Annotated in this window: 10 protein-coding genes and 1 pseudogene; 7 read left to right on the top strand and 4 right to left on the bottom strand. The window is 73.2% G+C overall.

Going from position 1 to position 14,657, the window contains the following annotated elements; translation table 11 throughout:
- The first annotated feature begins 221 nt into the window (after nt 1-221).
- Nucleotides 222-1,883 carry an alkaline phosphatase D family protein gene (locus tag AS594_RS29700; RefSeq protein WP_079144334.1) on the top strand — a complete coding sequence of 554 codons (1,662 nt, stop codon included), beginning with the start codon at nt 222-224 and terminating at the stop codon, nt 1,881-1,883.
- A gap of 97 nt (nt 1,884-1,980) precedes the next feature.
- A pseudogene (locus AS594_RS29695) lies at nt 1,981-3,435 on the top strand (GNAT family N-acetyltransferase); the annotation flags it as partial.
- Here the strand turns inward: AS594_RS29695 and AS594_RS46360 are convergent.
- Nucleotides 3,380-4,666, bottom strand: a complete 1,287-nt coding sequence (locus AS594_RS46360; RefSeq protein WP_079144335.1) for a PLP-dependent transferase — start codon at nt 4,664-4,666, stop codon at nt 3,380-3,382. The pseudogene AS594_RS29695 and the gene AS594_RS46360 overlap by 56 nt on opposite strands.
- 59 nt (nt 4,667-4,725) lie before the next feature.
- Between AS594_RS46360 and AS594_RS29685 the strand changes: the two genes are divergently transcribed.
- The 4 genes from AS594_RS29685 (at nt 4,726) to AS594_RS29670 (ending at nt 8,961) form a co-directional block, all read left to right on the top strand.
- A complete protein-coding gene (locus AS594_RS29685) occupies nt 4,726-5,220 on the top strand; it encodes an Lrp/AsnC family transcriptional regulator (RefSeq protein ID WP_069929888.1) in 495 nt (164 codons plus the stop codon).
- A 76-nt stretch (nt 5,221-5,296) separates the two neighbouring features.
- Complete coding sequence (locus AS594_RS29680) at nt 5,297-6,988, top strand: DUF885 domain-containing protein (RefSeq protein WP_069935501.1); 1,692 nt, start codon at nt 5,297-5,299, stop codon at nt 6,986-6,988.
- A gap of 220 nt (nt 6,989-7,208) precedes the next feature.
- Nucleotides 7,209-8,084: an ATP-grasp domain-containing protein gene (locus tag AS594_RS29675; RefSeq protein ID WP_069935500.1), complete on the top strand. Its 876-nt coding sequence runs from the start codon at nt 7,209-7,211 to the stop codon at nt 8,082-8,084.
- 82 nt (nt 8,085-8,166) lie between these two features.
- On the top strand, nt 8,167-8,961 hold the full coding sequence (locus tag AS594_RS29670; RefSeq protein WP_069935499.1) for an ATP-grasp domain-containing protein: 795 nt from the start codon (nt 8,167-8,169) through the stop codon (nt 8,959-8,961).
- A 19-nt stretch (nt 8,962-8,980) separates the two neighbouring features.
- Here AS594_RS29670 and AS594_RS29665 read toward each other — a convergent pair whose 3' ends face one another.
- A complete protein-coding gene (locus AS594_RS29665; RefSeq protein ID WP_069935498.1) occupies nt 8,981-9,487 on the bottom strand; it encodes a rhodanese-like domain-containing protein in 507 nt (168 codons plus the stop codon).
- A 94-nt stretch (nt 9,488-9,581) separates the two neighbouring features.
- On the opposite strand from AS594_RS29665, the gene AS594_RS29660 reads away from it, so the two are divergent.
- Nucleotides 9,582-10,028 (top strand): Lrp/AsnC family transcriptional regulator, encoded by a 447-nt coding sequence (locus AS594_RS29660; RefSeq protein ID WP_069929885.1) that lies wholly within the window; start codon nt 9,582-9,584, stop codon nt 10,026-10,028.
- Here the strand turns inward: AS594_RS29660 and AS594_RS29655 are convergent.
- Complete coding sequence (locus tag AS594_RS29655) at nt 10,018-13,419, bottom strand: AAA family ATPase (protein WP_069929884.1); 3,402 nt, start codon at nt 13,417-13,419, stop codon at nt 10,018-10,020. The genes AS594_RS29660 and AS594_RS29655 overlap by 11 nt on opposite strands.
- Nucleotides 13,416-14,582, bottom strand: a complete 1,167-nt coding sequence (locus tag AS594_RS29650; protein ID WP_069929883.1) for an exonuclease SbcCD subunit D — start codon at nt 14,580-14,582, stop codon at nt 13,416-13,418. The genes AS594_RS29655 and AS594_RS29650 overlap by 4 nt, the downstream gene beginning before the upstream one ends.
- Between the last annotated feature and the right edge of the window lie 75 nt (nt 14,583-14,657).

The raw sequence follows: 14,657 nt of genomic DNA, 5'->3' as shown, positions 1-14,657 counted from the left end.
CCATCGTCAGGCTCCCCCGAACGGCAGGACCCGAGAGCGCGTTTGTGGGTGCCGGGCGACCGTAGCGGAGCAGCCCTGGCGCACGCGGCCTCAGCGGAACGCACCGGAGCGGTTCCCGGGAACGGGGGCCAGTTGTTCACTTGTGGTTCGTGTGGTTGCCGTGGCCGGCCGTTAGGCATGGCGTCGCACACCCGGAACACACCGTCACTGGAGGCGCGCCCATGCCGTACAGCGGACCCGAGAACCAGCCCCGGAACCAGCCGCAGAACCCGTCCCCGGCGCAGGGCCTGCCCCGCGCCCGGCCGCCCGGCCGGCGTGCCCTCCTGCGCGGCACCCTGGCCGCCTCGGCCGCGCTCGCCCTGCCCGCCGGCGCGGGCCGGGCGGCCGCCGCGCCCGCCCAGGTGTTCTCCGGCCGCCCGCGCGCCACCTGGGGCGTACAGACCGGTGACGTCACCTCCTCGTCGGGGCTGGTGTGGGTACGGTCCGACCGTCCGGCCCGGATGATCGTGGAAACGGCGGCGACCGAGTCCTTCCGCCACGCGCGCAGATGGCACGGTCCGCTGCTCGGCCCCGGCACGGACTTCACGGGTACGACGTTGCTGCGCGGACTGCCCTCCGGCGAACAGGTTCACTACCGTGTGACGCTCGCCGATCCCGACGATCCCAGGCGCAGCGGTGAGCCGTTCCGGGGAACGTTCCGTACGGCCTCGGCCAAGCGACGTGCCGGTGTGCGCTTCCTGTGGTCCGGCGACATCGCCGGACAGGGGTGGGGCATCAATCCGGACATCGGCGGCTACCGGGTGTACGAGGAGATGCGCCGCCTCGACCCGGACTTCTTCCTGTGCAGCGGCGACACGGTGTACGCGGACGGTGTCATCCAGCCGAGCGTGACGCTGCCGGACGGGCGGGTGTGGCGGAACATCACCACCCCGGAGAAGTCGAAGGTCGCCGAGACCCTGGACGAGTTCCGCGGGAACTTCCGGTACAACCTGCTTGACGAGCACGTCCGCCGTTTCAACGCGCAGGTTCCCTCGATCGTGCAGTGGGACGACCACGAGGTGCGGAACAACTGGTACCCGGGACAGATCCTGGACGACGCCCGGTACACGGAGAAGAACGTCGACGTACTGGCGGCCCGGTCGATGCGGGCGTTCGGCGAGTACTTTCCCGTTTCGACGCTGCACGCGCGCGTGGAGCCCCGGAAGGACGACGACCGCCGTATCTACCGGGTGGTCAGGCAGGGCCCGCTGCTCGATGTCTTCGTCCTCGACATGCGGACGTACCGCAACGCCAACTCGCCCGGCCGGCAGCCGGACGACGCGACGGGGATCCTCGGAGCGGAGCAGCTCGCCTGGCTCAAGCGGGAGCTGTCGCGCTCCCGTGCGGTGTGGAAGGTGATCGCCTCCGACATGCCGCTGGGCATCGTCGTCCCGGACGGGGCGGCCAACTTCGAGGCCGTCGCACAGGGCGATTCCGGAGCGCCGCTGGGACGCGAGCTCCAGATCGCGGAACTCCTGCGCCACATCAAGCACGCTCGCGTCACGGGCACGGTGTGGCTCACCGCCGATGTGCATTACACCTCCGCGCAGCACTACGACCCGTCCCGTGCGGCGTTCAAGGACTTCGCGCCCTTCTGGGAGTTCGTGTCCGGACCACTGGCCGCGGGCGGTTTCCCGGCGGGCCGGCTCGACGCCACCTTCGGCCCCGACCAGGTCTTCGTTAAGGCACCGTCCCGTGCCAACGTGTCGCCGATGGAGTCACCGCAGTACTTCGGCGAGGTCGAAATCGACGGCGGGAGCGGCGAGCTGACGGTACGTCTGCGCGCGGAGGGAGGCGTGGTGCTGTTCAGCAAGGTGCTGCAACCGGGCCGGGTGGGCCTGTGAAGTGATTGAAAACGACCCTAAGCCCCCAGAAGCACACTTAACCCGTCAGTCACAAAGCGTTCGTGATCGCGCAACACCACTCGGCCACAGTGGTGCCATGACCGATATGACTGACGTGACTGACGTGACAAAGGGGACTGAAGTGGCCAGGACGACGTCCGCGAAGAGGTTCCGCCGCTCGCACCACTGGCGGCGGGACCTCGTCGAACTCGCCGCCCTGTTCACGGCGGTGGCCGTCGCCGACGCCGTGGCGAACCTGATCGTGCACGGACCGGACGGCCCGTACCTGCTGGTGATCTCGGCCGTGGCGCTCGCCGCCACGGCCGGGTTCCACACCTGGTGGGCACGGCGCCACAGCCATGCGCCGCCGCCGACCGCCGGTGATCCGGGCGCGGATCCGGGCGCCGGTGCGCAGAGCGCCGGCGCGAAGGACTCCGACGCCGGCGCGGGCGCAGGAACGCCTGACGCCGAAACAGCGCTGTGGCGGATGCGGACCACCGTCAAGGACGAGCCCGGCAGTCTCGCGCTGCTGTGCACCGCCCTGGCCCGCCACCAGGTGGACATCCTGACGCTCCAGACCCACCCGCTCGCCGAAGGCACCGTAGACGAGTTGCTGCTGCGCGCCCCCGCCGCTCTCCATGCCTCCCACCTCACCCGCGAGACGGCCGCGGCCGGGGGCAGCGACACATGGCTTGAGCGGGCCGACACCCACGACCTGGTGGACGCCCCCACACGGGTGCTCGGCCTCGCCACCCGCACCGCGCTCGACGCCGCCGAGCTGCCGCTGGCCCTGCGCCAGCTCCTCGGACGCTGCACCATCCACTCGCTGCCCGCGACCACCCTCACCGGCCGCCCCACCGGCGAGAGCGCACCGGTCGAGGGCGTGCTCGACGGAACGGTCATGAAGCTGCGCGACCCGTCCGGCGGCGTGATCATCATCGAGCGCCACTACCTGCCGTTCACTCCCACGGAGTTCGCGCGCGCCCGCGCCCTGGTCGAGCTCGACGCCCGCCTCGGCCCGCGCATCCCGCGCAGCGAGGACATTCTGACGCTCCCCGAGGGCAACGAGATCACCGTACGCAGGGCCGGCCTCGACGACCTCGAAGCCGCCCGCGCCATGCACGACCGCTGCGGCGAGCGCACCCTGAGCCTGCGCTACCACGGCCCGGTGGGCGACGCCGACCGTTACCTCAGCCACCTGCTCAGCCCGCGCTTCGGCCGCACCCTCGCCGTCCAGACGGCGTCCGGCCGCCTCGTCGCCCTCGGTCATCTCCTGTGGGACGGCGACGAGACAGAGGTGGCGCTGCTCGTCGAGGACGCGTGGCAGCGTCGCGGTATCGGCTCCGAGCTGCTGGAACGCCTGGTGGCGCTCGCCGTCGAGGCGGGCTGCGACAGCGTCTACGCCGTCACCCAGTCGTCCAACACCGGCATGGTCGCGGCGATGCGCGGCCTCGGCCTGCCCCTCGACTACCAGATCGAGGAGGGCACGCTGGTAGTCACCGCGCGGCTGGCTGCGACTGCGTCCGAGTCCGGGCCGGCGCAGGTACGACCGCGTCCCGCACATACAGGGGGACAGGCACAGGCACAGTCGTGGACGCAACAGGCACCGGCACGGGCCGGCCGGCCCCGGCAGCACTGAGGGCCTCGCACAGGTCCCGCCACAGATCCTCCACGTCCTCCAGGCCGGCCGACATCCGCAGCAGCCGGTCACTGACCCCCGAGGACCGCCGGTCTCCCTCGGCCACGATGCGGTGGCTGATGGAGGCCGGATGCTGGATGAGCGAATCCACGCTGCCGAGGCTGACGGCCGGGGTGATCAGCCGTACGCCCGCGATGACCGCGTGCGGATCGCCATACACCTCGAAGGCGACCATCGCGCCGCCCAGCTTCGGATAGTGCACGCGCGCCACGCGCGGATCGGCGGCCAGCCGCCGCGCCAGCTCGGCCGCGGTCGCCGAGGCCGCCCGCATCCGTACGGGCAGCGTCGAGAGCCCGCGCAGCAGCAGGTATCCGGCGAGCGGATGCAGTACGCCGCCGGTCGCGAACCGCACCTGGCGCAGCTGCCGCGCGAAGTCCTCGTCGCACGCCACCACCCCGCCGAGGACGTCGCCGTGTCCGCCGAGGTACTTCGTCGCGCTGTGCAGGACGATCCGCGCGCCCTGTTCCAGGGGGCGCTGGAGGACGGGCGTCGCGAAGGTGTTGTCGACGAGCAGCGGAACCGGCCCGCAGGACCGCGCGACCGCCCGGATGTCGACCTCGGCGAGCGTCGGGTTGGCGGGCGTCTCCACCATCACGAGGCCGGTGTCGGGACGTATCGCGTCCGCGATGCCGTCCGGCTCCACGAAGGTCACCTCGGTGCCGAGCAGTCCGGCGTTCAGGAGGTGGTCGCTGCATCCGTACAGCGGCCGTACGGCGACGACGTGGCGCAGGCCCTCACTCGCCCGGGCGAGGAGTACGGCGCTGAGCGCGGCCATGCCGCTGGCGAAGGCGACGGCGCTCTCGGCGCCCTCCAGCCGCGCGAGTCCGTCCTCGAAGCGGGCGGTGGTCGGGTTGTCCAGCCGGGCGTACACGGGAGGGCCGTCCGGCCGCGCGCCGGTGGCGGCGAACTCGTCGATCCTGGCCGCCTCCCCCCGGCTGTCGGACGACGGATAGGTGGTCGACAGGTCGAGCGGAACGGCGTGCAGGCCCAGCGCGGCGAGGTCTTCGCGGCCGGCGTGCACGGCTTCGGTGGCCAGGGCCCGGGGTATGGGCGCGGCGTCGACGGTCGGGGTGTCGGTGTTCATGACATGACTCTGAACAATTACCGGGAAGTAGTGTCAGCACTCCGTGTTACGTTCGGGCCATGGCCGAATCTGTCGTACTGGACCCGGTCGATCTGCACATACTGCGCCTCTTGCAGAACGACGCCCGGACCACCTATCGCGATCTTGCCGCCGAGGTAGGAGTTGCGCCTTCCACATGCCTGGACCGAGTCGCGCGCCTGCGCCGCTCAGGGGTGATTCTCGGCCATCAGCTGCGCCTCGACCCCGCCAAGCTCGGCCGCGGTCTCGAAGCCCTGCTGCTGGTCCAGGTCCGGCCGCACCGGCGCGAACTCATCGGCCCGTTCGTGGACCGCGTCAGGGCCCTGCCCGAGACCCGCGCGCTCTTCCACCTGACCGGCCCGGACGACTACCTCGTCCACGTGGCGGTGACGGACACGGCCGACCTGCAACGACTGGTGCTGGACGAGTTCACGTCGCGGCGCGAAGTCGCCCGCGTTGAGACCCGGTTGATATTCCAGGAATGGGACTGCGGACCGCTGCTGCCACCCGCCGCCGAGCCTGCCGCGGGACGCTGACGCGCACCGCCGATGCCAGGCCACTCACGGTCCGACGGTGATGACGAGGAGCCCTTCACCGTACGAGGATGTCCGCATGTCAGCCACTGCGAGCAGCCGGCTCGCCCTCCCCCGTCAGGTCGCCGACACGTACGTCGACGCACTCATCGCCCTCGACCCGATCACCGGTACGTACCTGGGAGCCCGGGAGACCTCCGGCGGCCTGCCGGACTTCTCCCCCGAGGGCCGGGAGGCGTTCGCCGAGCTGGCCCGCACGACGCTCGCCGAACTGGACGAGGCGGAAGGCCGTCCCGGCGCGGACAGCGACGCCGAACGGCGCTGCGGGCGGCTGCTGCGCGAGCGGCTGACCGCCGGACTCGCCGTGCACGAGGCCGGCGAGAGCCTCCGGACGGTCAGCAACATCCGCTCCCCCGCGCACAGCGTCCGCGGCGTCTTCACCGTGATGCCCACCGAGACCGACGAGGACTGGGCGGCCGTGGCGGAACGGCTGCGCGCGGTGCCGGACGCCCTGGAGGGGTACCGCGCGTCGCTCGCGCTCGGTCTGGAGCGTGGGCTGCCGGCCGGTCCGCGCGCCACCGGGACGTTCACCGGCCAGCTGACCGAGTGGGCGGGCGACGGGAGCGGGTGGTTCGACGCGTACGCGGCGGCCGGACCCGCGTCGCTGCGCGCCGAACTCGACAAGGCGGCCGGGGCCGCCACCGCGGCGGTCGCCGCCCTGCGCGACTGGATGCGTGACGTGTACGGCCCGGCCGTGAAGGACGCTCCCGACACCGTGGGGCGCGAGCGGTACGCGCGCTGGTCGCGCTTCTACAACGGCACCGACCTCGACCTCGACGAGGCGTACGCGTACGGCTGGTCCGAATACCACCGCCTGCTGGGCGAGATGAGGACCGAGGCCGAGCGGATCCTGCCGGGCGCCGCCACCCCGTGGGAGGCGCTGGCCTGGCTCGACGAGCACGGTACGCACATCGACGGCGTCGAGGAGACCAGAGCCTGGCTCCAGAGCCTGATGGACGAGGCGATCGAGGCGCTGGACGGCACGCACTTCGAACTCGCCGAGCGGGTACGGAAGGTGGAGTCCCGCATCGCGCCCCCGGGCGGCGCGGCCGCGCCGTACTACACCACTCCGTCGCAGGACTTCTCGCGCCCGGGGATCACCTGGCTGCCCACCATGGGCGAGACCCGGTTCCCGGTGTACGACCTGACGTCGACCTGGTACCACGAGGGCGTGCCGGGTCACCACTTGCAGATCGCGCAGTGGGTGCACGTCGCGGACCGGCTGTCCCGCTACCAGGCGTCGGTCGGGATGGTCAGCGCCAACACCGAGGGGTGGGCGCTGTACGCGGAGCGGCTGATGGACGAGCTGGGCTTCCTGGGCGACGCGGAGCGCAGGATCGGTTACCTGGACGCGCAGATGATGCGTTCCACCCGGATCATCGTGGACATCGGCATGCACCTGGAGCTGGAGATTCCGGCGGACTCCCCCTTCCACCCGGGCGAGCGCTGGACGCCCGAGCTGGCGCAGGAGTTCTTCGGGGCGCACAGCGGCCGTCCGGCGGACTTCGTGGAGAGCGAACTGACCCGCTATCTGTCCATGCCCGGTCAGGCGATCGGCTACAAGCTGGGCGAACGGGCGTGGCTGCTGGGCCGCGAGAACGCGCGCAGGGCGCACGGTGACGCGTTCGACGCGAAGGCATGGCACATGGCGGCGCTGTCGCAGGGCTCGCTGGGCCTCGACGATCTGGTGGACGAGTTGTCGAAGCTCTGACCGGGCCGCTCGCGCGGGTACGCATGGGGCGGCCGGGCTCGGGCGGTACGGGCCCCGGCCGGGCCGCCGGCCGGGGCGGCCGCCGCTCCCGTGCCCCGCGCACCTACGGCGTCCGCGGTCCGCAGCCCGGTCCGCCGCCCTCGGTCCGCAGTCCGGTCCGCCGTCCGCAGCCGCAGTCCGCAGTCCGCAGTCCGCAGTCAGTTCGACAGAAAGTCCGTTCATGAGTACCGGCTATCTCTTCTGCTCCGACCCGCTCGCCGCCGGACGCCCCGACCCGTTCTTCGCCGCAGAGGTGGCGTGCGCGCGCCGCTCCGGCGGGGAGACCGCGCTCCTCGACCACGACGCGCTGCTCGCCGGGGACACGGAAGCCGCGCTCGCACGCGTGCCGCGCGACTCGGGCCCGTACTGGTACCGGGGCTGGATGGTCCCGGTGTCGCGGTACGAGGAGCTGGACCAGGGCCTCCGTGCCCGTGGCTGCGGCCTGCTCACCCCGGCCCCGGACTTCGGCCGCGCGCACGAACTCCCCGGGTGGTACGACGTCTTCGCGGACCTCACGCCGCGCAGTGTCTGGCGCCCGCTGCCGCCCGGAACGCCCCCGTCCGGGCCCGCGCTCGCCGCGCTCACCGCACCTCTGCATCCCGGTCCCGCCGTCGTCAAGGACTTCGTGAAGTCGCGCAAGCACGAGTGGGACGAGGCATGCTTCGTCCCCTCGCTCGCCCACACGGACAAGCTCTCCGCCGTCGTACGACGCTTCTTCGAGCTTCAGGACGACTCACTCGCGGGAGGGCTCGTGGTGCGGGAGTACGAGCCGTTCGTACCCGGCGGCGAGGCGCGCGTGTGGTGGGTCGACGGCGAGCCCGTACTCACGACGGCTCATCCCGACTCCCCCGCCGAACTCCCCGCGCCCTGTCTCACGGCGGTACGCCCCGCCGTGCGCGCACTCGGCTGCCGCTGGGTCACCACCGACCTCGCGCTGCGCGAGGACGGCGTGTGGCGGGTGGTGGAGGTCGGAGACGGCCAGGTCAGCGGCCTGCCCGCCGGCTCGGACCCGTCGCCGCTGTTCGACGCGCTCACCCTCGCGGGCAGCGGCCGCTGAACCCTCTCGCCGCCTCACCGGGCCGGGACGCCCGCCTACAATCGCTACGCCCGCGTGCGGGGGATGAGGCACCCTCTCCCCCATGCCTACACCCGTACGCACGCTCGCCCTGTCCCCGCGCGCCACCGCGACCGGCCGCGCGCTCGCGGCCGCCGCACGCCGCCGCGGGCTGGGGTGCGCGTCGCTGCGCGAGTGGCGCGCCCCCGAGCGGCCGCACACCATCGGCTCGCTGTACGCCGGTCCGCTCTTCGCCGACGCGGTCGCCGACGGCCTCGGACTCGGGCTGCTGGAACCGCCCATGGACTGGTTGGCGGCACTTCCGTACGAACTGACCGGCCGGCACATCGAGTGCACGACGGTCGCTCGGGCCCGCACCCTGCGCCGCCCCGCCTTCGTGAAGCCGCCGAACGACAAGGGCTTCCCGGCGCGCGTCTACCCGGACGGCAGCGGGCTGCCGGGCCCCGACGCGGTGGACGACGACACTCCGGTGCTGGTCAGCGACATCGTCTCGTTCACGGCCGAGTACCGGCTCTTCGTGCTGGACGGCGAGATCGTGACCGGCAGCCGCTACGCGGTGCGCGGCGAGCTCGACGTCGTACGCCTGGAGCGGGACCCGCTCCAGGAGGAGGTGCTGGGCTTCGCGTCGCAGCTCTTCGCGCCCGGTGCGCCGCCGTTGCCGAGTGCGGTGGTCGTGGACGTCGGTACGGTCGACGGCCGCTGGGCGGTCGTCGAAGCCAACCACGGGTGGGCCAGCGGGCAGTACGCGTGCGACAGCGACGCCGTGCTCGACGTGGTGCTGCGGGCGGCGTGCCCGGCGGCCGAAGTGCGCCCGCGTGACACGCGGTTCCTGCGGCAGGTGACCCGCGCCGTGCGGTGAGCGGAAGGGAACCCGGCTGTCAGCAGCCGCAGTTGTCCGAACCGACCGGCGCGGTGAGCGGGTCGGCGTCGCGCCGCTCCCGTCCCTCCCAGGTCTCGACCTCGAAGCCCTCGCGGATCCAGTACTCGATGCCGCCGAGCATCTCCTTGACCTGGTAGCCGAGTTCCGCGAGCGCGAGGGCCGCTCGGGTTCCGCCGTTGCAGCCGGGCCCCCAGCAGTAGGTGACGACCGGCACGGCCTTGTCGAGGAGCCGCTCCGCCTGGGAGGGGATCAGTGCCGTCGGGAGGTGCACCGCGCCGGGAACGTGGCCCTGGTCCCAGGACTCGGTGGAGCGCGAGTCGATCACGACGAAGCCGGGGTCGTCGCCGGAGGCGAGGACGGAGGCCACGTCGGACACGTCGGCGTGGAAGGCGAGGCTGGCGGCGAAGTACGCGGCGGCCGCGGCGGGGGCGGCCGGCGGGACGCGCAGGACGGGGTTGGCGCTGGTGGCGGGCGTCTGGGCGGTGGCTGTCTGCGTCGTGGTCATGGGTAAAAATCTACGACGAGTGATCATCCGGCTGAAGTGGGATTCCCCGGCTCTTCTCTTGATCTGCCGGTGGAATCCCTGTTGTCTCTCGTACATGACCGGATATTCACCGGACGCCACCGACTGGCGCATCCTGGAAGCTCTGCAACGCGAGGGCCGGGCCACGTTCGCCGAGCTGGCCCGCACCGTGTCGATGTCCGCGAGCGCGGTGACGGAGCGGGTGCGGCGGCTCGAAGAGGCCGGGGTGATCTCGGGCTACACGGCCGTCGTCGAGCAGGAGCAGCTGGGGATGCCCATCCTGGCGTTCGTACGGCTGCGCTATCCGCACGGCAACTACAAGCCGTTCCACGACCTGCTCGAAGTGACGACCGAGGTACTCGAAGCGCATCACGTGACGGGCGACGACTGCTTCGTCATGAAGGTCGCGGCCCGTTCCATGAAGCACCTTGAAGAGGTCTCGGGACGGTTCGGCACGCTCGGCTCGGTCACCACGAGCGTCGTCTACTCCTCGCCGCTGCCGAGGCGCGCGCTCAGCCGCTGACCCCGGCCGTGCGGTGGCGCACCACCGATCCGTGCCGGTCCTTGACGACCTCCAGCTGGGTGGTGACGCGGCGCCGCAGATCGGCCACGTGGCTGACGATGCCGACGCTGCGGTCGCGTTCGCGCAGGGAGTCCAGTACGTCGAGGACCTCGTCCAGGGTCTGGTCGTCGAGGCTGCCGAAGCCCTCGTCGATGAAGAGCGTGTCGAGCCGTACGCCGCCCGCCTCGTCGGTCACCACGTCGGCGAGGCCCAGGGCGAGGGCGAGCGAGGCGAAGAACGTCTCGCCGCCGGACAGGGTCGCCGTGTCGCGCTCGATGCCCGTCCAGGCGTCGACGACGTGCAGGCCGAGTCCCGACCGGCCGCGCCCGCCGGATCTGGCGTCGGAGTGGACGAGGGTGTACCGGCCGGAGGACATGCGCTGGAGGCGCGCGCTGGCGGCAGCCGCGACCTGCTCCAGCCGGGCCGCCAGTACGTACGACTCCAGCCGCATCTTGCGTTCGTTGTCGGCGGAGGTGCCGGCGGTGAGGGAGGCGAGGCGCGCCACCCGCTCGTACTCCTCGCGCAGCGGGCCGAGGCGGCGCGTCTCCTCGGCCGCCTGCCGCGAGAGCTCCGCGAGCGCCGCGCGGCGTTCGCGGGCGGCGTCGAGGGCGGAGGCGGCGTCGAGCAGGGCGCGCTCCGCGGCGTCGAACTCCCGCCGGGCCCGCTCGGGGCGGGCCTCGGGCCGGCCGGCGGCCGCGGCCGTCTCCGGTTCGGACAGCCGGTCCTCGACGACGGCCTGTTCGTGCTGCCACTCGTCGATGCGGCGCTGGAGGTCGCGCTGTTCCGCGTCTCCGAGCAGGGCCTGCGCCGCCGCGCCCGGCGCGTCGAACCCGGCTTTGAACGCGGCGTCGGCAAGCCGGCCGTCGGCCTCCTTGAGGCGCTGGGCGGTTGCTTCGACCGCGCGCACGGCCTCGGCGGCCTCGCCCAGCGTCCGGACGCGGCGCTCCAGCAGCGCGGCGTGCCCGGCGACGCTGCCGGCGTCGCCACGGGCGGTCACCAGTTCCGCTTCGAGGGCGGCCTGTTCCCGGTCGAGTGCTTCCCGCTGCGAGGTACGGGCGGCCACCCGGCGCTCGGCCTGCTGCTGCGCGTCGACGCGTCGCGCGTACTCGCGCTCGGCCCGGTCCAGCTCCTCACGGGCGGCATGCAGACCGGCGGCCGTGGCGTGCGCAGCGGCGTGTTCACGGCGCAGCTCTTCGACGAGGGCTGCCAGTTCGGCGACGCCGACCTCGTGCAGCACCCCGGCCGCTCGTCCGGAGCCTCCGCCGCCGGCGGCCCCGCCGGAACGCGCCGCCCCGGTGGGGCCTTCGTTCTGGGCCGGGATCGCCGCCCCCGCCCGGTGGGGCCCGCGGTCGTCGTCTCCGGGCCCGTCCGGCGCGCCGGGCGGGCTCACTTCGCTGCTTACCGCGCTGTTCACTTCGCTCAACGCGACGCCGGAGGCAGTCCCGCGGGGAATGTCCGGGCCGTCGGCCTCCGCGTGTGCCCCGCCGGGCACCCGGGTGCCGGAAGCGGCGGGCCGCGGGAGCACCGCGTCCGCCTCGGCGTCGCCGTGGGCGGCGGCGGTGCCCCGCACCGCGCGGCCGGCGTGCGCCTCCGCTGCGGACGGCTCGGCGGCGGTGCCCGCCTCGGCGCGCGCCGCCGCGTGCTCCTCCCGTACCGCTGCGAGTGCGCGCTCCGCCGCGCCGCGTGCCACCTCCGCGCTCGTATGGGCCTCGTACGCCGCTTCCTCGGCGGTACGGTCCACCTGGTCCGCCGCCGCCCGCGCGGGCTTCGGGTGCTCGGTGGCGCCGCAGACCGCGCACTCCGCGCCGTCGCGCAGGCCCGCCGCCAGCTCGGCCGCGATGCCCCGCAGCCTGCGTTCCTTGAGGTCCAGCCACCTCTCGTGCGCCGCCGCGGCCTCCTCACGGGCCGCCCGCAGCCGGTCGCCGGCGGCCGTGACCTGCTCGGCGAGTACGTCGCGCCGGCGCGCGGCGTCGAGCCTGCGGCGGGCCGGTTCGAGCCGGCCGGCGAGGTGCTCCGCGCGGGTGACCGCTTCCTGCGCGGCTTCGATGCGCTCCCGGCAGCGGCGGCGGGTCGCCTCCCAGCCGCCCAGCCAGTGCGCGGCGTCCCGCAGCAGCTCGTCGTCCGCGCGGGCCTGCCGCTCCAGCGCCGTCCGCTCGCGGGTGATCTCCTCGCTGCGCCGCTCCGCCCCGCGGGCGGCTTCCAGGCCGCCCAGGTCCTGGCGGAGCCGGCGTTCCAGCGCGGCCAGCTGCTCCGCTCCGGCGTCGGCGAGGTCCGGGGGCAGCCCTGCCCGCGCACGCTCCCTCGCCGTACCGGCCGCACGGTGTTCCCGCTCGGCGTCTTCCCGCAGCGACAGGGCGGGGGCGACGCGCTCGGCCCTGCGGGCACGGTCGTGCCGCTCGCGCAGCCGCTCGTACTCGGGACGCCGCGCCTCCAGTACGTCGGCGCGCCGCCGGGCGTCCGCGTGACGCTGCTGGAGAGCGGCCAGTTCACGCTCGGCCTCCAGTGAGCGCCGGGCCGCCGCCTGCCGGGTTCCGGCCGCTTCCACCGCCGACTCGGCGATGTCCAGGCGTTCGCCGGCGCCACTGCGGGCGATCGCCGCCCAGTCCCGTACCGCTGCGGCGAGGCCGGGATCGCCCGGCTGCGCGTCCGGCAGCGGCCAGGCCCGCGCGTCCGCGCTGTCACCCGCCGCCTGCGCCATCCGCTGAGCGACGGCGAGCAGCCGCTCGTCGCCGGCGCGCACCCGCTGCTCCGCCGAGCGGCGCAGCTCGGCGAGCCGGTCCTCGACGGCGGCGAAGCGGCGCGTGTCGAAGAGCCGTCCGAGCAGTTTTCCGCGCGCCTCGGCGTCGGCCCGCAGGAAGCGTGCGAAGTCGCCCTGCGGCAGCAGGACCACCTGGCAGAACTGCTCCCGGCTCATGCCCACGAGCTGAGTGATCTCCTCGCCGATCTCCTGGTGGGAGCGACTGAGAGCCTTCCATCCGGTGCCGGGTACGTGCTCGCGCAGCCAGCTCTGCGCCTTCTCCGTCGTATAACCGTCGCCCCTCTTCTTGGGGCGCGGCTGTGCGGGCCGCCGGGTGATCTCCAGCCGCCGTCCGCCCACCGTGAGTTCGAGGCGTACCTCGGTCGGCAGGTCGTGCGGAGCGTGATCGCTGCGCAGCGAGGCACCTGGGCTCTGCCGGGCGCCGGGCACGGCGCCGTACAGGGCGTAGCAGACGGCGTCCAGGACGGACGTCTTGCCCGCGCCGGTCGGCCCGTGCAGCAGGAAGATCCCGGCGGCGCTGAGCGCGTCGAAGTCCACTTCCTGGGTGGCGCCGAAGGGTCCGAAGGCCGTGATGTCCAGCGAGTGCAGCCTCACCGGGCGACCTCGCGCGTCGTGTCGTCGACGCGTACGTCGTCGAAGGCGCCGCTGAGCACCGTGCGTTCCCGCTCGTCCGGTCCGCTGCCGCCGCGCACGTGCGCCACGAAGTCCTCCGCGATCTGCTGGTCGTCGCGTCCCTTGAGCCGCTGGGCGTACGACGCGAGGGGGTCCTCGGGGGCACGCTCGGGGTCGAAGACGAGGCTGATGGTGTGCGGGAAGCGCGCGCAGAGCCGCGCCATGGGCTCCGCGGGGCGTACGGGATCGGTGAGCGTCGCCTCGATCCAGGCGGGCTCGTGACGTTCCAGGGAGGCGTCTTCGAGGAGCTCCTCCAGGCGGCCCCGGACGCGGGCCACCTTCCTCGGCACGGGGCAGTCGAGCCGCTCCGCGCCGATCTCCCCGCCCGGCCCCAGGTCGATCAGCCACATGGTCTTGCGGTGGTCGGCCTCGGAGAAGGAGTACGCCAGCGGGGAGCCCGAGTACCGCACCCGCGGGGTGATGGTCTGGGAGCCGTGCAGGTGCCCCAGGGCCACATAGTCGACGCCGTCGAAGACTCCGGCGGGTACGGAGGCCACGCCGCCGATGGTGATGTCGCGCTCGCTGTCACTCGGTTCCCCGCCCGCCACGAAGGCGTGCGCGAGAACGACCGACCGGGTGTTCCCGGGACGCGCGGCGAGGTCCGCCCGTACGCGCTCCATCGCCGCACCGAGGACCGCCTCGTGCCCCGCGCGGGCCACCTTGAACTCGTCGCGCACGAGGGCGGGCTCCAGGTACGGCAGCCCGTAGAAAGCCACGTCGCCGTGCGCGTCGTGAAGTACGACGGGTGTCGCACAACCGGCGGGGTCGGTGCGCAGGTGGATCCCGGCCCGGTCGATGAGCCCGGCGCCGACGCCGAGCCTGCGGGCCGAGTCGTGGTTGCCGGAGATCATGACGGTCGGCACACCGGCGGCGGCGAGCTGGTGCAGGGCCCGGTCGAAGAGCTCGACGGCGGCGAGCGGCGGAACCGCCCTGTCGTACACATCACCCGCCACGAGCACGGCTTCGACGTCCCGCTCGCGCACCGTCGCCACCAGGTGGTCGAAGAACGCGGCCTGGGCATCGAGCAGGTTCACCCGGTGGAAGGACCGCCCCAGATGCCAGTCCGACGTGTGCAGAATCCTCAAGAGACGGCTCCGACCCGCATTTTCACTTCCTCGCCCCCCGAGCACGCACCGAATCCCGCGACCTGACGGCCGGCA

This window comes from Streptomyces agglomeratus (assembly GCF_001746415.1).
In the GTDB taxonomy this organism is placed as follows: domain Bacteria; phylum Actinomycetota; class Actinomycetes; order Streptomycetales; family Streptomycetaceae; genus Streptomyces; species Streptomyces agglomeratus.
Note: the sequence above shows the minus strand (reverse complement) of the source record. Positions and strands in the feature narration are given on the sequence as shown.